Annotated in this window: 37 protein-coding genes; 11 read left to right on the top strand and 26 right to left on the bottom strand. The window is 59.2% G+C overall.

What is annotated here, in order from left to right; translation table 11 throughout:
- Positions 1 to 3: 3 nt before the first annotated feature.
- From MESCI2_RS0126535 to MESCI2_RS1000000139245, 25 genes are all read right to left on the bottom strand, one after another.
- Positions 4 to 696, bottom strand: coding sequence for a hypothetical protein (locus MESCI2_RS0126535; protein WP_027039117.1), 693 nt, complete (start codon positions 694 to 696; stop codon positions 4 to 6).
- Positions 693 to 1,226: a hypothetical protein gene (locus MESCI2_RS1000000136350; protein WP_050596702.1), complete on the bottom strand. Its 534-nt coding sequence runs from the start codon at positions 1,224 to 1,226 to the stop codon at positions 693 to 695. Before MESCI2_RS1000000136350 ends, MESCI2_RS0126535 begins: the two co-directional genes overlap by 4 nt.
- A complete protein-coding gene (locus tag MESCI2_RS0126525; RefSeq protein ID WP_027039116.1) occupies positions 1,223 to 2,641 on the bottom strand; it encodes a hypothetical protein in 1,419 nt (472 codons plus the stop codon). The genes MESCI2_RS1000000136350 and MESCI2_RS0126525 overlap by 4 nt, the downstream gene beginning before the upstream one ends.
- Complete coding sequence (locus MESCI2_RS0126520; protein ID WP_027039115.1) at positions 2,641 to 2,976, bottom strand: hypothetical protein; 336 nt, start codon at positions 2,974 to 2,976, stop codon at positions 2,641 to 2,643. The genes MESCI2_RS0126525 and MESCI2_RS0126520 overlap by 1 nt, the downstream gene beginning before the upstream one ends.
- Before the next feature lie 19 nt (positions 2,977 to 2,995).
- Positions 2,996 to 3,235: a hypothetical protein gene (locus MESCI2_RS0126515; RefSeq protein ID WP_027039114.1), complete on the bottom strand. Its 240-nt coding sequence runs from the start codon at positions 3,233 to 3,235 to the stop codon at positions 2,996 to 2,998.
- A gap of 55 nt (positions 3,236 to 3,290) precedes the next feature.
- Positions 3,291 to 3,695 carry a hypothetical protein gene (locus MESCI2_RS0126510; protein ID WP_027039113.1) on the bottom strand — a complete coding sequence of 135 codons (405 nt, stop codon included), beginning with the start codon at positions 3,693 to 3,695 and terminating at the stop codon, positions 3,291 to 3,293.
- Positions 3,696 to 3,756: 61 nt separating this feature from the next.
- Positions 3,757 to 4,902 (bottom strand): DUF4043 family protein, encoded by a 1,146-nt coding sequence (locus MESCI2_RS1000000136345; RefSeq protein WP_050596701.1) that lies wholly within the window; start codon positions 4,900 to 4,902, stop codon positions 3,757 to 3,759.
- 36 nt (positions 4,903 to 4,938) lie between these two features.
- A complete protein-coding gene (locus MESCI2_RS0126500; protein ID WP_027039112.1) occupies positions 4,939 to 5,787 on the bottom strand; it encodes a hypothetical protein in 849 nt (282 codons plus the stop codon).
- Positions 5,788 to 5,926: 139 nt separating this feature from the next.
- Complete coding sequence (locus MESCI2_RS0126495; protein WP_027039111.1) at positions 5,927 to 7,948, bottom strand: hypothetical protein; 2,022 nt, start codon at positions 7,946 to 7,948, stop codon at positions 5,927 to 5,929.
- Positions 7,949 to 7,956: 8 nt separating this feature from the next.
- The gene (locus MESCI2_RS0126490; RefSeq protein ID WP_155936687.1) at positions 7,957 to 9,396 is read right to left on the bottom strand and encodes a phage terminase large subunit; all 1,440 of its coding nucleotides are present in this window, start codon (positions 9,394 to 9,396) and stop codon (positions 7,957 to 7,959) included.
- Positions 9,380 to 9,826, bottom strand: coding sequence for a terminase small subunit (locus tag MESCI2_RS1000000136340; RefSeq protein ID WP_050596699.1), 447 nt, complete (start codon positions 9,824 to 9,826; stop codon positions 9,380 to 9,382). The genes MESCI2_RS0126490 and MESCI2_RS1000000136340 overlap by 17 nt, the downstream gene beginning before the upstream one ends.
- A 125-nt stretch (positions 9,827 to 9,951) precedes the next feature.
- Positions 9,952 to 10,524 (bottom strand): DUF6456 domain-containing protein, encoded by a 573-nt coding sequence (locus MESCI2_RS0126480; protein WP_027039109.1) that lies wholly within the window; start codon positions 10,522 to 10,524, stop codon positions 9,952 to 9,954.
- Positions 10,525 to 10,563: 39 nt separating this feature from the next.
- The gene (locus MESCI2_RS1000000136335) at positions 10,564 to 11,031 is read right to left on the bottom strand and encodes a hypothetical protein (RefSeq protein WP_027039108.1); all 468 of its coding nucleotides are present in this window, start codon (positions 11,029 to 11,031) and stop codon (positions 10,564 to 10,566) included.
- A 1-nt stretch (position 11,032) separates the two neighbouring features.
- On the bottom strand, positions 11,033 to 11,545 hold the full coding sequence (locus MESCI2_RS0126470; RefSeq protein WP_027039107.1) for a helix-turn-helix domain-containing protein: 513 nt from the start codon (positions 11,543 to 11,545) through the stop codon (positions 11,033 to 11,035).
- 16 nt (positions 11,546 to 11,561) lie between these two features.
- On the bottom strand, positions 11,562 to 11,747 hold the full coding sequence (locus MESCI2_RS0126465) for a hypothetical protein (protein ID WP_027039106.1): 186 nt from the start codon (positions 11,745 to 11,747) through the stop codon (positions 11,562 to 11,564).
- 2 nt (positions 11,748 to 11,749) lie between these two features.
- Positions 11,750 to 12,058 carry a hypothetical protein gene (locus tag MESCI2_RS0126460; protein WP_155936686.1) on the bottom strand — a complete coding sequence of 103 codons (309 nt, stop codon included), beginning with the start codon at positions 12,056 to 12,058 and terminating at the stop codon, positions 11,750 to 11,752.
- On the bottom strand, positions 12,003 to 12,587 hold the full coding sequence (locus MESCI2_RS1000000138220; protein WP_155936685.1) for a hypothetical protein: 585 nt from the start codon (positions 12,585 to 12,587) through the stop codon (positions 12,003 to 12,005). The genes MESCI2_RS0126460 and MESCI2_RS1000000138220 overlap by 56 nt, the downstream gene beginning before the upstream one ends.
- A 59-nt stretch (positions 12,588 to 12,646) precedes the next feature.
- Positions 12,647 to 13,027, bottom strand: a complete 381-nt coding sequence (locus MESCI2_RS0126450) for a DUF1064 domain-containing protein (RefSeq protein ID WP_027039103.1) — start codon at positions 13,025 to 13,027, stop codon at positions 12,647 to 12,649.
- Positions 13,024 to 13,185, bottom strand: a complete 162-nt coding sequence (locus MESCI2_RS1000000138215) for a hypothetical protein (RefSeq protein WP_155936684.1) — start codon at positions 13,183 to 13,185, stop codon at positions 13,024 to 13,026. The genes MESCI2_RS0126450 and MESCI2_RS1000000138215 overlap by 4 nt, the downstream gene beginning before the upstream one ends.
- Positions 13,186 to 13,386: 201 nt before the next feature.
- Positions 13,387 to 13,680, bottom strand: a complete 294-nt coding sequence (locus MESCI2_RS0126440) for a hypothetical protein (RefSeq protein ID WP_027039102.1) — start codon at positions 13,678 to 13,680, stop codon at positions 13,387 to 13,389.
- A gap of 98 nt (positions 13,681 to 13,778) precedes the next feature.
- Positions 13,779 to 14,039, bottom strand: coding sequence for a DUF2312 domain-containing protein (locus MESCI2_RS0126435; RefSeq protein ID WP_027039101.1), 261 nt, complete (start codon positions 14,037 to 14,039; stop codon positions 13,779 to 13,781).
- On the bottom strand, positions 14,039 to 14,440 hold the full coding sequence (locus MESCI2_RS0126430; protein ID WP_027039100.1) for a hypothetical protein: 402 nt from the start codon (positions 14,438 to 14,440) through the stop codon (positions 14,039 to 14,041). The genes MESCI2_RS0126435 and MESCI2_RS0126430 overlap by 1 nt, the downstream gene beginning before the upstream one ends.
- 261 nt (positions 14,441 to 14,701) lie before the next feature.
- Positions 14,702 to 15,103 carry a helix-turn-helix domain-containing protein gene (locus MESCI2_RS0126425; protein ID WP_027039099.1) on the bottom strand — a complete coding sequence of 134 codons (402 nt, stop codon included), beginning with the start codon at positions 15,101 to 15,103 and terminating at the stop codon, positions 14,702 to 14,704.
- Positions 15,100 to 15,387, bottom strand: a complete 288-nt coding sequence (locus MESCI2_RS0126420) for a hypothetical protein (RefSeq protein WP_027039098.1) — start codon at positions 15,385 to 15,387, stop codon at positions 15,100 to 15,102. Before MESCI2_RS0126420 ends, MESCI2_RS0126425 begins: the two co-directional genes overlap by 4 nt.
- Positions 15,388 to 15,505: 118 nt before the next feature.
- A complete protein-coding gene (locus tag MESCI2_RS1000000139245; protein WP_081738915.1) occupies positions 15,506 to 16,063 on the bottom strand; it encodes a GapR family DNA-binding domain-containing protein in 558 nt (185 codons plus the stop codon).
- Positions 16,064 to 16,083: 20 nt separating this feature from the next.
- Between MESCI2_RS1000000139245 and MESCI2_RS0126410 the strand changes: the two genes are divergently transcribed.
- Positions 16,084 to 16,308 (top strand): hypothetical protein, encoded by a 225-nt coding sequence (locus MESCI2_RS0126410; RefSeq protein ID WP_032901388.1) that lies wholly within the window; start codon positions 16,084 to 16,086, stop codon positions 16,306 to 16,308.
- 114 nt (positions 16,309 to 16,422) lie between these two features.
- On the top strand, positions 16,423 to 16,689 hold the full coding sequence (locus MESCI2_RS0126405; RefSeq protein WP_027039096.1) for a hypothetical protein: 267 nt from the start codon (positions 16,423 to 16,425) through the stop codon (positions 16,687 to 16,689).
- On the opposite strand, the gene MESCI2_RS0126400 is transcribed toward MESCI2_RS0126405, so the two are convergent.
- Positions 16,686 to 16,904, bottom strand: coding sequence for a helix-turn-helix domain-containing protein (locus tag MESCI2_RS0126400; RefSeq protein ID WP_027039095.1), 219 nt, complete (start codon positions 16,902 to 16,904; stop codon positions 16,686 to 16,688). The two genes, MESCI2_RS0126405 and MESCI2_RS0126400, sit on opposite strands and share 4 nt — an antisense overlap.
- Before the next feature lie 40 nt (positions 16,905 to 16,944).
- Here MESCI2_RS0126400 and MESCI2_RS1000000136330 point away from each other — a divergent pair, with 40 nt between their 5' ends.
- From MESCI2_RS1000000136330 to MESCI2_RS0126355, 9 genes are all read left to right on the top strand, one after another.
- Positions 16,945 to 17,385, top strand: a complete 441-nt coding sequence (locus MESCI2_RS1000000136330) for a helix-turn-helix domain-containing protein (protein WP_050596698.1) — start codon at positions 16,945 to 16,947, stop codon at positions 17,383 to 17,385.
- Positions 17,386 to 18,035: 650 nt separating this feature from the next.
- Complete coding sequence (locus MESCI2_RS0126390; RefSeq protein ID WP_027039094.1) at positions 18,036 to 18,260, top strand: hypothetical protein; 225 nt, start codon at positions 18,036 to 18,038, stop codon at positions 18,258 to 18,260.
- A 44-nt stretch (positions 18,261 to 18,304) separates the two neighbouring features.
- A complete protein-coding gene (locus tag MESCI2_RS1000000138210; RefSeq protein ID WP_155936683.1) occupies positions 18,305 to 18,442 on the top strand; it encodes a hypothetical protein in 138 nt (45 codons plus the stop codon).
- On the top strand, positions 18,442 to 19,395 hold the full coding sequence (locus MESCI2_RS01000000135730) for a DNA cytosine methyltransferase (protein ID WP_032901387.1): 954 nt from the start codon (positions 18,442 to 18,444) through the stop codon (positions 19,393 to 19,395). Before MESCI2_RS1000000138210 ends, MESCI2_RS01000000135730 begins: the two co-directional genes overlap by 1 nt.
- 40 nt (positions 19,396 to 19,435) lie before the next feature.
- Complete coding sequence (locus MESCI2_RS0126375) at positions 19,436 to 19,723, top strand: hypothetical protein (protein WP_027039091.1); 288 nt, start codon at positions 19,436 to 19,438, stop codon at positions 19,721 to 19,723.
- Positions 19,720 to 19,953: a hypothetical protein gene (locus MESCI2_RS0126370; RefSeq protein ID WP_027039090.1), complete on the top strand. Its 234-nt coding sequence runs from the start codon at positions 19,720 to 19,722 to the stop codon at positions 19,951 to 19,953. The genes MESCI2_RS0126375 and MESCI2_RS0126370 overlap by 4 nt, the downstream gene beginning before the upstream one ends.
- A 32-nt stretch (positions 19,954 to 19,985) precedes the next feature.
- Entirely contained in the window at positions 19,986 to 20,453 is a 468-nt protein-coding gene (locus MESCI2_RS0126365; protein ID WP_027039089.1) for a hypothetical protein, read from the top strand.
- The gene (locus MESCI2_RS0126360; RefSeq protein WP_027039088.1) at positions 20,450 to 20,677 is read left to right on the top strand and encodes a hypothetical protein; all 228 of its coding nucleotides are present in this window, start codon (positions 20,450 to 20,452) and stop codon (positions 20,675 to 20,677) included. The genes MESCI2_RS0126365 and MESCI2_RS0126360 overlap by 4 nt, the downstream gene beginning before the upstream one ends.
- Entirely contained in the window at positions 20,677 to 21,210 is a 534-nt protein-coding gene (locus MESCI2_RS0126355) for a hypothetical protein (protein ID WP_027039087.1), read from the top strand. The genes MESCI2_RS0126360 and MESCI2_RS0126355 overlap by 1 nt, the downstream gene beginning before the upstream one ends.
- Positions 21,211 to 21,411 lie beyond the last annotated feature (201 nt).

Raw genomic sequence — 21,411 nt, 5'->3', positions numbered from 1 at the left:
TCCTTATCGGAAGGAGGCTGACACGACAGTGCCGCTGAAGGCGAAACCGCCCACAGGAGTAATGCCGACCGGGCGGTTTGCTTGCGTTGCACTGGCCGCCAGTGATGACCCGGCGCTGTAGAAGCCGGGGCTGCCCGTGCCTATCTGGATAGTGTAATCCTGGGTTGCCCCAGATATCGTGTAGCCAGTGTTGGAACTGTAGCAAACCGCACCGAACAACATGAGCCCGTCCTGCTGGACATCGACGGCTCCGGCGTATGAAGCAACGGCATTCGGGTTATCTGAAATGGTGTCTATTGCGGTGTCTGACACCAAGCCTCTAACGCTATAGGTTGCCAGATTTATATTGTGGAATGTCGCGCCAGTGGCGAAGTTCAGAACAACGGTAGCGGTCGTGCCGGACGGAACGAGCGCCGATACAATGGCCGACCCCAGAAAAGCAGCCCCAGCAGCGGTAGCACCATTGCTTACATGCACCTTCGCCGTAACGCCGCCTATAGTGGCGGAAGCAAGCGGCGCGACTGCCGAGCTATACCAATGGACGATATGGAAAACTGTCCTGTCGCCGGCTGCTGGCCCGATCGGAACCCCCGGCATTGATTCCGTGTCGGTGGTCGAGAGAACGGCGGTAGACCCGACATAGCTGACGGTGACCGGCGCCAATGCGCGCGCTCTGTACGGGTCTACGATCATCATGGCGGTGGACGCTGACCGATCAGGGCGATTTTCAAGCCTTTGGCGGTTCCGTCGCCAATCTGATCGATATCGACGGTGAATTCGTCATCGTCCGTCCATGTCGCGTCTGAAATGACCGCTGCGGTTGCCGCCGACAGAGAGGTTTTCTCCGTGTTGTCGATGGTCAGCTTCGTTGAAAGGATCGACGTGCCGTTCTTGTTGATGTCCACCGTGAAGATGGAGCCTGATGCTTGGGCCGTCGCCAGCGAGGCGCGAACGCTTTGCCCTGTAACCGTCCATGGCAGGCGGAATGTCACTTTTCCCGTTCCTGTCGTCAGGGCGAGGATCTCATCGGAAGCCGCCGCCTCGAAATACTCGTTCCAGACTTCATCCGGCAGTGGCGTTTCTGGGATGTTGACAACCGTCACGGTTGCCCGCGCAACGAGGTCAAGCGCCCGCATATACTGGTAGAATTCCGGGGTTGGCCGCCCGTCCTGCTGAAACCACTTCGCATTGACATCGAGCAGAGGCGGAGGGCTATCGACCGTCATGCCGACCGCGCCTCGCCGAACATCGAACCGCCCAAGAGCGAGGCCTCAACCGGGTCTGCAATCTTCAGCTTCCACTGCCGGCCGATATCACCTGTGAGGCCAGTCCGGTTGACCTCGCAGCGGATGTTCTGTTGTCCCTGCGTTCCAAGATCCCGCAGCAGCGCGTTGCCGAAGGTGACGCCGCCATTATTAGACCATGAAATGGAGACCTTCGGCGTGGTCTGGGTAGGCGAAATGCCGCGGTCAAGACCAACGCCGCGAACAAAATCGAATGCCGCCTTGTCAACTGCGGTCCTGGCAGGGAAATTGTGCATCTGGGTAGACCAGATTTCCCAAACCAGTTGCTCGCCTGCTTCCATCACCGAGCGTTCGTTCATCCGGTATGCATCGGCCCCGTCGAAGACCAGCCATTCGGAGAAGGCGTTGATGCCGCCCTCCATCCGCCAGTTGTTCCGGCCAAGTGTCTGGCGCTCATGCCATTCGGCGGTCGATAGGTCATAGACCCATGTCCAGTCATCGCATTTCAGCACCCAGAAGGAATGCCCGGCGCAAATATGGACGCTGGCCCGAAGCGTAGTCTTGTCCGTTATGGCCGCTATCAGCCTGTCCAGATTTGGTGTGGAAATCCGCGTGGGCGAATACCCATCGAGCCGGTAGACAACGCCATCGTTGGCAACGAAGATCACAGGACCGGGGAAGCCGGGTTCATAGCCTGCGATGGCATGAGGCCCCCACAGCCCATAGGGGATGACAGGACCGCGCGTGAATGGATAGCCGGTCGCGTTGCCGGCGTTGGACCAAAACTCGGTCGAGGTGTCGCCCATCAACGCCTGGTCGCGGCGGATCGGGATACCCCTGACCAGCCCGTCAACCTGCGATTCTGCCGTGACGAAGCTATCTGAATTTACATCTGTGTCGTTGAGGTCGGAAGCGTAGCTCTGCCCGCTCGCCGTGGTGTGGAAGAAATATCCGTCCTGATAGGAAAGCGAATTGGTGGAAGGTAGATCAGCATCGGAAAACGCAACGATCGAACTGCCGGAAACCTCAAAGATGCCACCAGATGTCCAGATGAGGATCTGGTGCGTTGGCGAGCGCATGTTGTGTTCCATGAACACGCGGCCCGAACCGCCAAGCGTGCCGCCAAGCGTGGTTACAGTGTAGGTGCTGCCGGCCTTGGTGACGGTGTAGACCTTCGTGCCGTTGGCGATGTAAAGGACCGTTCCGTCCAGAAGATGCCCGCGCCAGTCAGCCGTGCCGGTGGTAAACGCGAAGTCGCAACCCGGCGCCCGACGATACAGGACCTGGCTGCGGCCGCCATCCGGGGTCTTTTCCGCATAGCAATTGATCAGCCTTCCACCGTTCTCTGTCGGGTTGACAGAAGGGGCGGTTGAGGTCGGGAAGACGATCTGCGCCATCAGAAATAATCGACCTGAAGCGCCTGACCGGAGAGCGTCTGAGCGGTCAACTCGCGCAATCTGGCCTCAGCAGCGAGCCGCACGGTATCGTTCTGATCTCGCCCGAAGTCGGCAGCCACGGAGTTGGCCAGGATATCGGCCAGATGGACAAAGGCGTTATCCTCGATCTGGTCAGGATCGCCGTAGGGATAGATGTTGCGAGTGGAAAGGTCGCTCAGCACCGGCTCGAGATCGTCATCCACGACCTTTGCGTCTTCGGCTGATGGTGTCTGCCCTGCGGCAAGCACCTTCAGCTTCTGAAGGGCCCTGTTGACGAGTTGCTCACGTGTTTTCATGGTGCTGAGCGACCTTGGATCACAGTTTCTGCTGCTTCTTCGCCGCTTTCGCAGCGCGCGCCTTGGCGAGACCTTCGACCTTGGTCGCCTTGGCGAGTTCATCGTCGGCATCGTCCACATCAAAGAACGGGTTGCCAGCGAACTTGCGCAGATGCTTGGGCTCCGTCACTTCGACGGGCTGGCCCTTTGCGAAGTGATAGCCGAACTGGGAAGTCTCCGGCGGCTCGCCTTGGGCGGGCACGTAAGTGACTGTGGCCATGATGGCCTCCTTTGTCTGGGGAGAGAAATAGGCCCGCCAGAGCAGGCCTACGGGTTCAGTTGGCCATCACGTACATGATGATGACGTAGGCTTCGCCTGCGGTCGCGTCGGCGACGGACTGAGCCGGGGCACAGGTGACCGTGGTATCGACCGTCTGCATGATGTTGGTCGTGGTGCCGAGTTCATCCAGCGGGATGAAGCCGACAGCAGCCAGGGTCAGCAGCGTGGCGTAGGCGTCAGGATCGGTTGTGGATCCGATGAAGCCGACATCAAGCAGATCGGTGCCCGAGCTGTTGAACGCCGTGGTGACATGTACGCCGCCGCCGATGACGTTGGCATAGGCCGGCAGCGTGCCGACCGTAACCGTGGTGCCGAAGTTGCCGAAGGTGATCTTCTTGCGAAGGAACTGCACGTTCTGATAAAGCGCGTTGCGCGCGGGGACATTGCGATTGAGGGCCATGACGGGCCTCCTTTGATGAGAGGGGGAAATGGGAGGCGAGCCAGTCGCCTCCCGGTCAGGATCAGGCGTCGGCAGCCGCAGAAACGAAGCCGGTGACGACCCCCCACTGCTTCAGGATCGCGCTATCGTTCGGATGCTTCTTGAACATCTTGGCAACGCCGTAGGCCATTTCCGTGCCAACGCCGTTGATGAAGCCATAGTCGTCTTCCTTGCGGAAAGTCGGCTTGGCCATCTGAGCCCATGCAAACGCAAGCGCCTGCTGGCCGCACAGGAACACAGGCTCCACACGCGAAGAGCTGTTGCCGGCCGTCAGGAGCGATGTCCAGACGCTGGTGACGTACTGCGAGATTTCCGGCACCTCGCGGACAATCACCTTGTCCCAGATCAGATCGCCGTCCTGGAACAGAGGATTGGCGCTGACATCGCGCGGTCTGGCATCCGAATTGATGGTTGCCATGTCGAGCTTCAGATCCCGGAACGCATTGGTGCCCACGAACATCACGTAGCCGTCATAGCCATCGTCGGACATGTAGGGGTTGATCGCCGGGACGGACAGCTTTGCCTGCCGCTTCATCAGCGACACCAGGGCCTTGTTCAGCTTGTCGTTGGTCGTGTCCACGTTGGCCAGGGCCGTGGCGTGGGTGGCGTTGTAGTTGCCGATCGCGGCACCATAGAGGATGCGGTCGGAGTTGCTCACATTCCAGGTGTTCTTCTGGGCCGTGGTTGCAAGCTCGTAGCGGATGCCGTTGATGGTGTCGCCGGCATCCGTGCCAAGGCCGACGGGCGCCGACTCGGACGGGAGGGCCATGAAAGCCTCAACGATATCGTCGCGTTGACGCTCACGGCCCCAGTTCGAAAGCAGAGGCTTGGCCTCGCCGAAGATATCGGCAGAATCCTTCTGCTCCTCTGACTTCTTGGTGACGACCGCATGGCGTGCCCAGTCGACCCAGACGCGCATGCCGTAGTTGTCGATCTTCTCTTCGTTGCCGACGAGAGTACCGGAGCCGGTGCCGCCGCCGCGAAGCTTGGTGACGAGCGGGATATTGACCTGCTCTCCGCCCTGCTTCAGTTCCTGGCGAATGCGGATAATGGCATTCAGGTCCGGCGACATGTAGGTGGAGAACATGTTCTTGCGAACATATTCCTTGTTGATTTCCTGCGTGTAGCGAACAAGCTTGTTGTTGCTCTCGATGGTCGTGAGGGCCATGGGAATTTACCTTTTCAGGCGGAGCGCTTGAGCGCGCTACCGCAGAGCGTTGGCGAACAGCCCTGCATCGCTCGCATCGACCTCGCCTGGGGCGTTGCCGCCGGCAGCTAGCCGGTTGAGGGATGGGGGCAGGTTTGTGACGGGGTTTGACCGGTTGGTGTTGCCAGCAGCGGTTGCGCGGATGCGCTCCATGACCTTGGCCTGATACGCCGGGTCTGCGAGGCGCTTCTCCATTTCGGCTTCAAGCCATGCGTTCGGGTCGTTGCCGACCGTGGTCAGGGTCTGTTGCTGCTTGTGCCAGGAAACGAGAGCGTCATAGGGATGCTCGCTCTTCATCATGGACTGGTATTCGGCGGCGTATTGGCCAGGGTTGGCTTGTGCCGCCTCAACGAAGGCTTTGAACGCGCCGTCCACGGTTTCCTTGCCGTGAGCCTGCGTGGCCATCATCTTCGAGAACACTTCACGCTGCTGCTGAAGCTGCTGCTGGACGGGAGTCAGAGCATTGGCAATATACTCGTCTGGGCCTTCCCAGAAGTCGGGAGCCTTGACGGGTTCTGCCGCCTTGGGAGCCGGCGCCTGACCACGCTGCGAAAGCAACTGGATCTGGCCGCGCATCTCGGCAATCTGGTTGCGGAGGGTTTCCGCTTCCTGCCGGGCTTCGCGTTCCTTTTCCCTTGACGCGTGCAAAGCCTGCTGCGGAACCTTTCCAGCTTCCGTTTCGGCCTGCTGCTCGACTGGCGCCTGCTCGACGGGAGCAGTTTCCGCTTCCACCTTGGGGGCGAAGCGTCCATGCTCGTCGCGTTTGGTCTCAGCCGAGGGCGTCTCAACCTGCTCTACCTGCGGTGCAGTGTCCGCAAGAATGTCGTCCAGCTCCGTACCGGTCATTGCATTTCTCCAATTCGTTGGGAGGGTCACGTTCGCCCGGATCAGCCCGGCGGCGGCGATCGCCCTTGAGGATGGCGGCTCCTGTCGCTGTAACGTCGCGTCTCACGTGCGCCCGTTAAGGTCGGCGGCACCTTGTCGCTTAAGCGGGCTGTTGAGCCCGCTGCTTGGCGATTTGTTCGGCTTGCAGCGCTTGCTGTTCGCCATTGATCTGAGCCATCTCGCGCTCGTGCGCCTGGTCCGACAGGTGCAGTGAGGTTTCAAGCCCTGTTGCGATCTGCTGGCTGTCCATGTCCGTCTTTGCGCCGATCTGCGCCACCTTGATCGAGGTGAGCGAAGACAGCAGCGCCTTTTGCCAGTCGAGAGTTTCCTTGCCCGAATTGTCGGGCTGGCCCTGCATGGCATCGGCGCCGGCTTTAGCCGCATTGGCCATCTTCAGCCGTGTATCGGCCTGGGTGTTCTGAATCTTGGCCGTCTCGGATGCGACTTGAATCTGCTGCACCGGCTGTTGAGCCTGGGCCGCCTGCTGCTTGGCCTGCTCGATCATGCCAAGCACCTTCTTTTTCACCGATCCCTGCAATGGCGAAAGCTCAATGATGACTTCCGGCGGGACCTGTTGGCCCTTCTGGCCCATGACAGACAGCGTGTCATAGGCGTCGGCCTGCATGTTGATGGTGTCCGGGCCCTCATCGATGATGATATCCACATCGAGCGAGCCCAAAGCGTTGACCATGGTTGGTTGGCCAGTCTGCGGGTCGACTTGGACTTGATTGACCGCGAAGAACTGCGCCATCTGCTGATCATCGGTGACCCGAATCCAGCGCTCGGCTGTCCAATGACGCTGCACTGCATTCCAAATTGCCCGGTAAACCCGGAGCTTCCAGCCCTTGAAGGCCAGGAGATACGGGCCAAGTTCCGCAATGCCTGCCTGCTGCTGGATCTGGATGGCTCGGCCCGACATGTCCTGCACACCCGAGCCGATGAGAGCCGGGTTGAAACCGTAGTTTTCGATTTCCGCCTTGGCGTCGGTCAGGAAGGCCAGTTGCCCCTGAAGCTCAGCACTGCGAGCATTGTCGTCGAAGGTCGGCGGAGTTGTGCCAACGGGATAGGTGATCACGCCATCGGGGCGCGCTGCTTCAACGCGCAGCTTCTCAATGTCCGGGCTCTGTCCTTCCGCGATGATAACCCGCCGCGAGTTGAGGATGTGCAGCCCCTTTGAACGGCGCTGGTTGATCTCGTCCTGGCTGGACTTCATGTTGCGCACGAAGCCGTAGCGGTCCCCATCCTGATCGACGTTGGCCGAATACATGATGTATTTGCAGGACGTGCGCTCCTTCTCATCCAGAAGGAAACTCTCACCGGCCTTGAGGATGGTGGAGCCGGTGTAAAGGCACCAGTACCACTTCGATCCCTTCATGTACCAATGGTCGACAAGGCGCACCTTGCGGCCATCCTCGGAGGAGGAAAACCACTTGTTCTCATAGTCGGGGTTCGAGGTAAGCTCGCTACCCGATTCCAGAGAGGCGCGGATTTCTCTCTCTTTGTCCGGCGCCATCTCGATCACCTGATCGATGTCAGCCCATTTTGAGACGCCCATGAAACGAGCATCGGAAAAATCCATCCGGAGCGAGCGCGGATCGTAGAAGAACGAGGATGGGTCGACTTCTTCAAAACCTACCTCGATATCGCCCTTATCGCCCTGTTCAAGGATGATCTCGATACCGCCGATGCCATCGACAGCGCCATTGAGGCCGGCAATGGGTGACTTGGCCGACCATTCCTGCTCATCACAGACATAGCGCAGGACGGCGGTTGCAATCTCCGCGCCTTCCTCATGCTTGGGCGTGCGTGGAAAGCCCTTGGGGTCCGTGCGCTGCTTCTCCAGCAGCCCGACAACGGCATTGATCTTTCGGCCGATACGATTGAACGTGACCACCGGCTGGCGGCGCTTGTTGAACGCCTTGATCTGCTTATCGGTCCACTGGCTGCCATGGTAGTAGCGCCGCGAGTCCTGCTGTTCCTTGATCTCGTCGTTCTTGATCGAGAGATAGGTCAAGTATTGCTTCTTCAGTTCCTCATGCGTCAACGCCGGCTTGGGAGCCGGGTCGGACGCGGTGACGCCCTGGGACGGCCCGCTGCCTTGAACATAGCCGGTCTGGGTCATGCCGATTCCTAATAGCTTTGCCAGTCGCCGGCTTCGGTAGCGGCGTTAGCCGGTCGATAGTCGCTAGGCCGGCTCTTTTCGGCGGACGGCGCTGGAGCAATCCAAGGCCGGGACATGAAGGCGTAGCGCCACTCGTCGGCGGCGTGGTCTTCCATGTCGGTATCGAGGTCTTCCGGCCTTGTCTCGTCGTGCTGGAGGATAGGGATCGTTCTGATGCTGTCCCGGCACGTTGAGAAGCAGAACGCCATCGCCCTGCCATCCGCATCGCCCTTGAAGCGCTGGCGCATGATGTCCCAGCCGCCCATTGCGCCACGTTGCGAAACGCGCTTGTTGTCGGCCGGGCGAAACACCACACCAATCATTCGGCTGGCGATCGACGGGCCGCCGTCCTGGCTGAATGCCGCCGGGTCAAGCACGCCGTATTCGATCTTCTCGCCAGCCTCACGCTCCTTGATGCCCTTGCCTACATCTTCAGCGGTGAGCTTCAGGCCAGTGTTGGGCCTGCCCTGTTGGCAACCATACCATTCGCGGTATCTAACCAAAGCTCCGCGCGGGATCATATGGCCTGACAATGGATGCTTCGTGTCATCGCTGGCAACGGCCCACCATCCGATAGAGAATGGCTTGGCGCTACCCCAATCCCCCGACCTGAAGCGCATCCATTGCTCTGGGATCTCGAAAGGCTGGATGACATGTCGGGCTTCGGACCATTCATCGAAGAAAGCGCCCTCGATTGCAGACCAGTCACCGTCCAACCAGGCTTTGACTAGCGCCTTGCCGCCGACCATTTGCAGGCGAGACAGATATTTCGGGTCTCCCTCAAGCAGAATGCGATTGTCGGTAATGCGCGACGGTATGACCGCCATCTGATGGATCGAACCGTCTTCCAGCGTCTTGTTGACGATCTGTGGCCCACGGGGAAATGGAACGAGGTTGTATCGCTCCCTGATCCACTGCTGCCCCGAGCCGCCCGGATTGGCGGTAAGGATCAATTGGACCGGGACACCCTGAGCCGAGCGCAGCACCCCAAACAACCGCTCGATTGGTGCCGGATCTGGGTATTGCCCGGCTTCTTCAACCCATGCGTCCGTGACGTTGCGGCCCTGGTATTGTTCCGCATCCGATGTGGAATCGAGGTAGGCGAAGCTGACCTTGCCGCCGTTGGGCATGCGCCAGATCAGCTTGCTCTCGTTGTATTTGCCCCCGAGAACGCCGAATATCTGCTTGGAGCGTTCGATTGCATCCTCAGATGAAACCGTGGTGCGCCGGAACATGATGGCGTTGAACGCCTTGCCGTAGCGCTTTTCCTTGATTGCCCACTTGCCCAAGACACCATCGGTCTTGCCGCCGCCCCGAGCCCCACCGAAGAACACCTCGGCAACAGGACAATCAATGAGCGCCTTTTGTGGTCCGGACTGTGGCGCCCAGACCTTAATGCGTTGAAGCATACTCGTCTGACCATTCCTCCGGGGTCAGCGGCTCATCGGAGATTTCGTAATTGTGGTTCACGTTCTCGGATCGATCGACAAACATGCCAATCTCCTTGCCAAGCAGTTCCAAGGCCTTGTTGGCCACGCTGCCATCGTATTTGTATTCGCCTGTCTTCTTGCCGCCCGACATAACCGCCTGGGCCTGCATGGCGCGCTCAACGTTTTCGGTGAGCTTGGCAATGACCCATTCGCGGCTGATGACGACGCGCTCTGCGGCCATGCCTTGCAATTCAGCCACCCTGGCAGCGATGTTGTCATTTGCTGTCAGGCGGGACGCGTTGCCTCTGTCGGCCTTATAGCCTGCTTCGGAATACGCTTCGTCGGCAGATTTGCCACTAGCCAGAGCTTGGGCGAACGCTTCATGCCGCTGATTATCGAGAACGGGCATTGCTCACGCCTCAATACGAATGCGCCCGCTCAAGGCGGGCCGTGCTGGCGAATTGTTGGGATTGTGGGCGGCGCTTGGCGCAAATCGCCCTATGCCCAAATCAGTCTCATACTGGCGGTCCACAGTCAAGCTTTTTGTTTCGGACGCGGAACGATCATGTAATGGTAGCTGAGGTTATCCAACCCTATCTTGAGCAGCCACAGCAGCGCTTCACGTGGGTCGCCGGTCAACGACGCCAGTTCCCTGAGCGATCGACCGTGACAGCACACATTGTCGATGACGCCCTCGATCTCATGATGGCCGATTGCTCGCCTTGCGCTGGAGAGTGCACTGTGCGCCATAGACAGGGCCTCGGGAACGCCGAAACCTAGCTTGCCGCCATCAACCCGCTCCTGGATTGAAATCGCTCTGGCGCCCTCTCTTTCGCAGAACTCGAATATCTCTCGGTATTTGTCGCCGGCCTGGCGCTGCTCCGGCGTGAGCGAGCTGATGCCCTTCAGCGGATCGACATTGCGGATTCGGACAATGCCGCCATTCGATGCATCGTAGGCGCGCTGAGCATCTTGCGTGCCTTTGGGAACGCGCTGGCGGCCGAACTCATCCAACCCAAGCGGGAAGTCGAACTTCCTGCGGATGGATATCTGTTCGGCCTCGTCAGGCTTGATTGTGGGCGGTCGATTGCGCTTGGCTTTAGCCATATGTCTGCGTCCCCGCGTTGAAAGGGTGGTGTTGGGGTTTTAGGGTTTGGAGGACGGGTCTTTTACAATCCATTCGGCCCAATAATAACCATCCGGCAGCGCGGGACCGACCAACCCAACTCGGTTTGTCTGGCCTAACGTCGGGCACCAGAAATCGTTTTCTCCATAGACCACAACGACATGGTTGACGCCGCGCGGGCCGGCGCCGGTCAGGATCATCGGCATCCCGTCGCCGCGACTCCACATTTCGTTGGCGACCTTCCGGAAGGATTCCCCAGTGTCCAAGACCGGGAAGTATATGCGGCGAAGGCCCTGCGATCGAAACCATTCGATGTACCGACTGTTCACTTCGTCGCCAGTCAAATCCTCATGCCAGTGCGGAATGTCAGCGCGCGGGCGCCCAAGCACACATGCTATCGCTGTTGGGTAGCAGTCCCCTTGGATGCCCTCATCAGGAGCATGGCGGAACTGCTGAAGCTGTCTGCTGAGTTCGGGTATGTCGGTCATTCTACTGTTCCGTGGTTTCTGCGGGAGAGAGCGGATTGCCGCGCAAATCAAACCCTGGCTTCGTCGTCTTCCGCAGTGAAAAGAGGATGGTGGTGTGGTCTCGATTGGCAAAGACGCGCCCCAGTTCTGGCAGGCTCATGTCCGGCCTTGCATCTGCAACGGCGCGGATTGCCTCGTCTCTGATCTTGGTCATGAACCGCTGGCGACCCCGGCCCATAAGCTGCTCCACCGTGACTCCGTGAAACTCGCAGATCGCCGCGAGGATGACGCGCAATGGCAGCTTTTCGGCCAAAGGAACCTTGTCCTGCCGGTAGCGGTTCAGCGAATATTCGATCTTCTCCAGCACTTCCCGATGACGAGCCTCCCGCTCGTCGCGAAGCTGGACGCGAAGACGCTCAGCCTCATCCCGAGCGCGCCGTTCGGCCCGCACCTGGTCCATGGTGCGGATGGCGACCGGCTCGACGTATTTCGGGCGCGCATTGCGCATGGTGTTTTCGAAATGAGCAACGAACATGAGGATACTCCACAAATCAGTTTTGAACGGCGGCCTTGGCCGCGCGCTGGCGTTCTTCCCAAATGGCGGTCGCCGCTACTTCGCAGACCAGGATGCCAGCTCTCATGCCATCGTTTGCAGCCCACGCCTCGGTGAACTCGTCTTTGAAGCGGCGCTGGATAGCGCATGCCATGTCGACCACATCTTGCGGAACCAGATCCATGCTCAGCCCTCCAGCTTCTTGGCTTCGTAGCCGCGGAGGAACTTCGACTTGGACGGCACGAGCGCTACGACGTTGGCGCCCTTCTCACGGATGCCGCGAATCTGGCTCTGGAAGCGAACCTCTCGGTAGAACTGTGCGCCAGTCGGGCAGAAGGCAGCGTCATGGCCTGGGACTTCGCCGCGACGGAAGCGCAGGACTCCGGCCTCGATGTCAGGCAGCGCCTCGTCCTTCACCGTGTTGAGGTAGGCAGCGATATTAGGCTCCAGATCGCCCGACTGCGGGAAGTTGCAGAAGAGCTCCGTCAGCGCCATCGTTGCCTGCTCCAATTCGCTGCTGTTCATTGTCTCTGATCCTTCGAATGATGTTGTTTGCTGCGTCCATCGGGGTCTTTGGAGAAACCCATCCCTTGGGTTTTTTGCGCGTCTCGCGCGCTGAAAAACCGTTAGGTTTTTCTCCTCTCCCTCCTTCCCTCCATCCTACATCCTCCATCTGCGGAGACTTTTCTCCGTTTGGGGGAAAAGGGTCGGGCTCATCACTCCCGGTTTCCGAAATGGCAGACTCTAAGCCGACGTAATTTCCGACTTCGGGCGTGATAGGATGGATGTTGTTCGGAGTTTTAGGGCGCTGATGCTTGCGGAATTTCCGAATTGCCCCGTACTTACGCCCGCCTATTTCGTACATCATGATCACTCCGGCCTCGACCAACTCGGCGAGGCGCAAAGCGATATCGATATTGTCAGCGGGAAACAGACGCATCTTCAGCGTGACAGGCTTCCACTCAAAGATGCCCTTGTCGTCAGCCTCCACGCCAAGACCCAGGCAGAGCAGGCGTGCTTCCACGCTGGTCTCCACTAGGCGCTCGTCAGTGAAGAAGCCGGGATGCAGGGATCTAATTCGGCTCATGTTTTCACCACCTTGATTTCCCTGCCGTACTGCTCCCTGAAGAGCTTGGCCTTGATCTTGAAGTCTCGCGTCAGAACGCCCTTCACGTCTTCCGTGACTGGATCGCCTGTGCTAGTGTCGAAGTAGTCGAAATCGGCACGATAGCGACATGCCACTGCACCGTTTGCGGCCTTTAGCTCGTGCCAAGTCTGAAGCCTCAGATTGTAGATCGCGCCGCAGCGCTCCATTTGCTTCAGTGACGCATAACGGGCTGCCTCGGCCTTGCTGTCGAACGTGATGCCGTCCAGCGTGGTTTTCTTGGCGCCGTACTTGTTGGTCTTCCCAGGCTTCGCAGGACCAGCATTGTACTCTGCGGCGGTCATGCGCTCTTGCTTCATACAGCCATCCACGCCACGCCAGCCCGATAGACAGCGTATGCAAATGCCACGACAGCAACAGCGAGAACGCCGTACATCCATATGCCGGATGCTTTGGTTTCAGGTTCGTCTTGGGGATGGTCTGCTTGGGAGAGGCGGATTTGGTGCTCGGTGATCATGGGAGCGGCCCCTCCGCTTGGGAAATTGCGGCAGCGCATTGGTCGTAAACGCGCTGGCATTCGCGCGTCCTACCAGCCAGCGGGTCAAGGCGCCTATCTGATAGAGCGACAGCCTCCTTGAGCGCTGCGAGCATGTCCGCATATGCCCTTTCGTAGCCTTTGCTCATGTGTGTATTCCCTCTGTTTGGGATTAGGAGGCGGTCAGAGGCGGCTCTGGATGCGCTGCATGTCGCCGGAGACACGAGCGGCGAGGTTTCGGACCTCTTCCGCTATGTCCTCGATCTGGCCGAAATGGCTTCCGTTCTTGGGCGACTGGTCCTTGCCGATCGCCTCGGGCTGACCACCGCAAAGCTGGTCAGCCGTGTTGCGGACCATCGCAGTCGATTCCCGCAGATAGTTCATCGCCTCGTAAAGGCTGCCGATGGGTGACTGTTTGACGGCGGCCTCTCCAGGGAAGTAGTTCCCGGCGGCGGTACCTGCGTATTGCTTGTCCATTGAGATTGCTCCTGTTTCTTGGGGTAAATTGATGCGTCGAATTTCGGCTGGCGCCCCATCTTCTTGACTTCTCGATGAGCCTTGCAGCCCATAGCTGGTCAGGCCATGCCGATGGCGGTCATGTAGAGTTCGAGGATGGATTCCTCCTCCTGACGCTCTGCCTGGTCCTTCTTGCGAAGCTTGATGATCGTGCGCATCGCCTTGGTGTCGAAGCCGGTTCCCTTCGCCTCGGCAAAGACCTCCTTGATGTCGTCGCCGATGGTTTTCTTCTCCTCCTCCAGCCGTTCGACGCGCTCAATGAAGGCGCGGAGTTGGCCGGCAGCTACGGTCTGGCTCGTTCCTGTGAATTCGACATCCATCATCTCATTTTCCTCGCTTGTTTCTTCTCTTGAATGCGCGCCACCAAGTCCGAAACCTCGCGCTCAAGATCCTCAAAAGTGTCATCTCCGCAGATCGCTTTCTCGATTTTGAGTTCTTCCTGGAGCCGCGATATCTGACGCTCGCACTGTGCGAGGTACGCAGCCCTGATCCGGGCAAAGAGCCCAGCTTCGACCGTCTTGGCGCGGCCCATGCGGAGGTTTTGGAGGCTCCAGAAAGGAAGCCCGTACTTTGCCTCAAGGCGGGCTAGGGCGTTGTCAGTGTCGCCCCATCCCCGCGTTTCGTTCTCGACCATGCGGCGGACATAATCCGACGCCACATCGGCACTACTCATAACTTGATGCTCCTGATGCACTTGATGCTGGGTTTCTCTGCGCGTCATGCTGGCTGCTCCATGCTTTTGTTGGGACATGGAGACAGGCAGACGAAAGGACTGGCGCGAGGAAGAGAGTGTTGAAGATGCCGTGCGGCGCTTGACTGGAATCTTGGACGCACGAGCTGAGAAACGAAGGGCTTCCGGCCGCCCACAAGCGCCGGAGCAAATTCAGGAATCCGAGGCCGCTTGTCCCTGCGTTGCCTTGGAGAAAAGCCGGGCGCATGAAGTCCCTTGTGCGTCCGGCAGCAAATTTAGCGAATGTGATGTTCATGCCGCCGCCCTCTCCGAGAGAAGGGAGCGAAGGCGTTGAACATCATCGGCAGGTATTTGGTGACCTGTGCCGTAAACGCTCTTGATGGAGATGCCGAAGGGCTGGAGCTTCTTGCGCAATGCGCAGATCCGGACGGATACTTGGTTTTTCTCGTTTTCTGCGTCTTCCGGCATTTCTGCTGCACGCCTGAGATGGTAGGGGCTACAGATCACGCCACTCATAAGGGCCGCCAAAATCTTGGCTTCCTGCGGTTGCAGGGCGAGCTTTTGACGGAGCGCGGTTATTTGCTCGTCCTGCGGCATAGTGGCGGACAGCAGGTTCTCCAGGTGAATGATGTGGTCAATCATTCGGTCTCGGCTGGCCGTGTCTACGTCGATGCGCGGGATGGCAGCGCTCATGTGTCTGCCCTCTTGGGTGTGGAGGGGGTGCGGATGGCGGTGGCGATGATTTTGCCAGCCGCGCTTATGGCGTCAGCTATCGCCTTTCGAACCGGATGATCGTCGTGGCGCGATGTTCCTTCGGTGACGGTGATGGCGATCTGTGCGCAGCGCTCACGCTCGGCAAGGATGGCGCGGGCGATGACGAGCCCTGCGAATGTCCGGTTATCTGCGGAAACGCGCGAAGGGATCAGGCTCGCAATGTCGTTCGCGGTGGCGAGGATATCTTCTGGGATGTCGGTCATGCTGCGATGACCCGTGAATCGGTGCGCGGGACCGGGAGGGGGTTCAGCCCCGCGCTATTCGCTGCCGTCGTAACCGGCTCAGGCAACGAATTGGGATTGTTCAAATGGCTGATGACGTTCATGCCGCCTCGCTTTGGCCGGCGGCCGTCAAACAACGGTGGCATGTATGAGAGCCGTATCCGGCGCACTCTTCGGGATTGAGGCACAACGGACGGAGCGGCTTTGCTGCCTTGACGAGGAAGGCGGGAGGCTGGAATGGCTCTGGAGTGGTTGCGGGGCTTTCACCCGCGCCGGCATGGCTCACCTCACCTGTTACCGGTCCAGCCGGGTTGGCCTCCAGGCGGTTTCCCGCTGCCACGATTCCGGTCTCGAAAGAGCCATCGTCGGCGCGGTCCATCTTGTTTGCCTCGCGTGCACGTGCACGAGGCTGATAATCTGGGAGCGAGGAACTACCGCCGAGCGCCTCCCAATACATGTCGAAAACGGCGTCCTGCTCTTCGCGGTCAGAATCGTCCAGCTTGCGCTTGGAGACGCATTTGCGAATGGCCTTCACGTCGAAGCCAGAGCCGCGAGCCTCCTTGTAGACTTCGGACTTGTCGGCGTTCATTTCCTTGATGTCGGCTTCGATACGCTCAACGAAGGCGCGAAGCTGGCCAGCGGCTATGGTGTCGCTCATGACGCGCTCCCGGAGAATTGATGATGGCTGATGACGAAGACCCAGCGCTGACCGAACCTGCCATCATCATGGATGTGTTTTCCGAAGGCGTGGACATCGAGCGTATCGACGGTGAAGTCAGGCTCGTTGCCTGGGTGACGCATGGCGAGGAACATCGCATCGTCAATCGGCTGGTTCTGCCAGATGGAGTCGCAAGGGCTCTGGCAAGGGATCTGCGCAAGGCGCTGGCCAGCGGTGGGCATTGAGTGCTTTACGAGTTGTTCACCATGAACCACATCGCCTGTGCACCGCTCGCATGGTCCAGTTGCGGACATTCCATCGAGGCCAGCTAATGTTCCCTTGGCTTGGGAGGAACGAACATGGGCTTGCTGCTTGTCGAACCGGCTATCATCACCGACATTTTCTGCTCTGGGCTTGCCGACGCCGAAGACCTTGGCGATGGCAATTTCCGCTTTACACTCTACGCCAAGCAGAAGTCGTTCAACGACTACGCTGGGACCATCGAACTGGTGACGGTGGCTCGGCTCATCATGCCGACGTTGGCTGTTCACCAATCCATCAAGATGACCATGAACGCCTTGGGCGTGTCCTGCTGTGGAGCAGAGCGGCTGAGACTGGTGCATTAGGCACCCTCGAAAATGTCGGGCCGCAGCTTTTGGCGCGGAATCCCCGTAACGTCTTCGAACTCTTTCAGCCGCTTGGCTGGGAGAGGAACCTCCCCGTTTTCCCAGCGAATGATCGTGGCTTTGTTCACGCCAAACAGGGTGGCGACCTCATCAAGCGTGCGTTGCTTGGAGCCATCCTTTTTGCGGAATTCGGCAAAGGCTGTTTTCTTCGGCATGCATCTTGTTTCGCAGAAAGTGCGAATGTTGTAAAGAGAAATGTTCGCATTTTATGCCGACGACACATTTTGTGGCTTTGGTAAAATCTGCGACATGCCAAAGCCAGTACGGATAAATTTCAAAGAGAGGATCAAGCCTCGCGGTGAAGGGGACTTCGACCCCTCAAAGCCGCCAGAGGTAAAGGCACACTACATTGGCGAGTGGATGGAGCATCGTGGGGTCAAGGTGCCTGACATGGTGGAAGCCCTCGATACCAGCCCGAGCCAGGTTTACCGCTGGCTCAAGGGCCAGAAGCCGCACGGAGAGACTTTCCTCCAGATCGCCGCTCTCCTGGAAGCGGATCCACCGGAGGCTTTGCTGCGTCATCCGCTTGACGACTGGATGACCAAATTCTTCCGGGACCGCACCATAGAAGAAGCGAAGGCGATCAAAGAGCTTGTCGAGCGCGCCTTCCCACCGAAAACCGGCACCTCTGGCTAATATCCATCAACTAAGACGTTGCGTGAGGAGATGAAGCCTCTTGCAGCGTCCCGGCGGTAGGCTCCGGGCTGTTCGACATTGCCAGACTTACGCCGCTGTTCGGTTCGCCACTGCCTTTGCTGGACAGGACTAGCGGGAGGAAGCTGTTTCCCGCACCCAAGGGTGCCACCCTTTATGCAATCTCACGTCTGTTCGGCGTTCGGATCGAAACTTGCGGCCTCGATCACTCGTCTCATGGCTCTGGCAAAGCCTACCCAGGTTTCCCCGAGCTGCCTCATTTCATCTCATAGAGACGGCGCGGCTGTTAATTCCGCAGCGGCAAGATAGCGAGGCCAAGCCTTCACCGCTTCACCGCCGGCAAGTGGTCCAGAGTGGATACTGGCGCGCGTCACCTGACGACGGTCGATTTCGGGGCTTGGCGATTTCAGAATGTAATGGTATAACATTGCTTGCTGGATATGAGCCGCCAAGCCCTTTCGTCCAGTCATGCCCCGGCGTCTAAGAAACGCGCGGGGCTTTTCCTTTTCTGCGATTTGATTCCGGATGGCAAGAAAATAATTCGCACTTTCTGCGATAATTCGTCATCCTGCCTATTGCGCTAATTCGCATTTTCTGCGAATGTCTCATCAACACCAGATGAGGACACGGACATGAACGCCACCTACCGCAACGACTTCACCAAGCGCGTCAATGCAGCCAAGACGATCTTCGTCCCGGCCTATGTCGGCAGCGGTCGCGAGTACCTCATCAGCCACGCTTCGTTCGACGAGTTCGAAAAGGAAGCCCGCGCCAAGCGGCTCGCCGGAGAAATCTCTCATCTGGATTATGTCAACTGCGTTGCCTTCATCGGCCACGCGGTCAACGGCCCGGCCTGACCGGCTTCCCAGCCCTTCCACCACCCCCAGAGAGGACATGGACAATGACCGGAACCCTAATCGAACAGCACGGACAGATTTCCATCTGGGAAGTCGACGGCGAGTTCTACGTCTACGGCATTCTCAGCGATCCGATTGTCTGCCCTTCGCTGGGCATGGCGAGAGCAAGGGCGGCGCTGTGATGTCCGCCTATTACAACGAATTCGATCCCTACGCCGCCCAATGGCTGCGCAACCTCATTTCCGCTGGCCTGATTGCGTCCGGCGATGTTGATGACCGGAGCATTGCGGATGTCCAGCCGAGCGACCTTGAAGGCTACACCCAATGCCATTTCTTCGCAGGCATCGGCGGGTGGTCCTATGCAGCTCGACTTGCTGGATGGCCTGACGAGCGTCCCCTTTGGACAGGTTCTTGCCCATGTCAGCCCTACAGCCTCGCAGGCAAAGGGCTTGCTGAAAAGGACGAGCGCGATCTCTGGCCCGTATGGTTCGGCCTTGTTGATGCCGTCCGCCCTGCAACAGTCATGGGAGAGCAGGTTAAGGACGCGATTGGAAAGCATTGGCTCGACCGAATGCGCGTTGACCTGGACGGCGCGGGTTACACCGTCGGGGCTACCGTACTCCCAGCTTGTTCCGTCGATGCGCCCCATCGCAGAGATAGACTGTGGTTTGTGGCCGACGCCGACCAGTCTGGCAAAGGCGAAGGACGGGAACAACGAGGCAGGCAATTCGGCGGGGTTAGTTGCCATCAGAGCGTTGGCTCTTTGGCCCACCCCACGGGCGTCGGAAGCGGGACCGGATTTCGCGAAGGCGACCCGCTCGAAAACGGGCATGGCCCTTCCAGCCGTCGCGGCTCTTTCAATGTGGCCGACGCCGAGCGTGGCCTGCGCAACGGGCGGACAGACCTCACGGAGCGGGGATCGCAAAGGCGAAATGCTACTGGGTGGTCTGGTGCGGATTGGGTCATCGCCGCGGACGGAAAAGCCCGGCGCATTGAACCCAGCATTCGTCTGCTGGCTCATGGGGTTCCCGCCCGCGTGGGAAAGCTCCGCGCCTACGGAAACGCCATCGTCCCGCAAGTCGCGGCGGAAGTAATCGCCGCCTTCATGGACGTGCGACCGGCCATCGCCGCCTAACCTCCCTTCCCTCCAGACAGTACAATGACGGAGACATGAGATGACGACCGACAGCGAAACAGCCCGATGCGAACTCTGCGGCGAGCCGATGCCGGCTGGCGAGGAGATGTTCAAGTTCCACGGCTACAGCGGCAATTGCCCGAAGCCGCCGCTACCGAAAGAGCCTGCCGTTGACATGCTGGCCGAGATGAAGTCCGCCGCCGGCTATCTCCGCAATGCCCAAATCGATCTTTCCATAGGCGCAACGAAAGCCACCGCTATCCGCACCATCGAAGGCGGTTTGCGTCGGCTTGAGGCCGCCATTTCAAAAGCGGAGGCACAGTCATGAAGCCCCGCAACTGGCAGATCACCGAAGCCCTGGTTGAAGTCCTCAAGGATTTCGACTGCTCGCTGGAAGAGGCCAAGAATCTCTTGGCTGACGCCTACACCGACTATGACGCCCAGATGGAAGCCGCCTACCAGCGCCAGCAGGACAGCTTGGCGGAAAGCGGCGGGCCGGACGACAGCGCCTATCGCCGCGACATGGTGAACGCTGGTCGCGGCCACCTGCTCCGCTGACCACCCCTTCCCGCAACTAACGGAGACAGACGATGAACGCCAGTGCACCGCAGACCGAAATTGAACGGGCGCTCACCGAGGCGCGGGCCAACGAAATCTATTCCTCACAGTTGATGCGGCGGTTCCGGGACACCCTGTCTAACGTGAGCCAAGGCTTGGAGGACGAAGGCGACCGCATTTACTTCGGCAGCACGAACGATGCCGACCAGTTGCGCGCCATCATTGATGAGGTCGAGGAACTAGAGTGGGACCGGATACTCGCCTCATCGAAGAAGAAGCCGGACCTGTATGCCCAACTGCGCAACCTGAACACCGAGCTTCGTGCTCTCCGCAAGAGCCAGAAGGCCATGCTGGCGGCGCTCAAAGCAGCCGAACAATTCATGGTCAACGGCGTCGAACTCGGCTTCATCCGCATGCCCGACGCCGGCACACCTGACCCTGCCCACGATACCCTGCCGGCTGTCCGTGCAGCTATCGCAGCCGCTTCGGTGCAATCATGAACGCAGCCGCTGCTATCTCCCGCCAGCCGGAACCATACGCTGACACGGACTGGCGGATTGTCACGCGCATCTTCGGCGGGCTGCTCGGAACGGACTTCATCGTCTCGACTGGTGGCGCAACCTACCGCGTCGGCGCCCTCACGATTGGCCAGCTTGAACGCGGCATCCCTCCCCAAGACCTCGACATGCTCGAAGTCGATCCTGACACCTATGAGGCCCTGTGATGCCGAACCATGTCCTGACCGAAATCAGATTCAAGAACATAGACGCCGACCAGCAAGGCGCGATCCTTGCTATCATACGTGGCCCGGAAAGACCCATAGACTTTGCGACACTTCTGCCCATTCCGAGCAACATTTGGCAGGGAAGCGTCAGCACAAAACATTCTGTGTTTCCTGGCAACGCGCTCGACTGGAGCCGCGCCAATTGGGGCACGAAATGGAACGCCTACGGCATCGACCAGGGCGGGAAGTATCAGACCATTGCCGCGGCTGACGACACGCTCACACTGACCTTCCAGACCGCGTGGCAGACGCCTTACGGCTGGCTCTTGGCTCTCTGGCACATTGGCGAGCTGCCCTTCGAATACTCTTGGTTTGATGAAGGACGAGGCGGGGCAACCATTGGCCGCTTCACCGCCTACTCGGATGAGTTCCATAGCAATCCCTGGTCGGAGGAAGACGCTCCTGAAGCCGAGTATCGCCGCATGCACAAGCTCATGTGGGGCGTCGAAGAATTCGAAGATGAGGACGCCTGAAATGGACATCCTAGAAGCAGCCCGATTGCTCCGCTTCCAGACCGATTGGGAGAGGCGGTTCAGGGACTACGATTTACTGGTCACTGCTGGTGTCCATCCCGATGAAGCCGAGCGGATCGTCAGGCGCGTAGCAGCAGATCGCGCAGCATCTCACCAAGAAGGAATTGCAGCATGAACACCGCCGCGAACGCACTAATCGAG

It is taken from the genome of Mesorhizobium ciceri WSM4083, assembly GCF_000519305.1.
Classification (GTDB): domain Bacteria; phylum Pseudomonadota; class Alphaproteobacteria; order Rhizobiales; family Rhizobiaceae; genus Mesorhizobium; species Mesorhizobium ciceri_B.
This window is presented reverse-complemented; position numbering and strand designations above follow the sequence as displayed.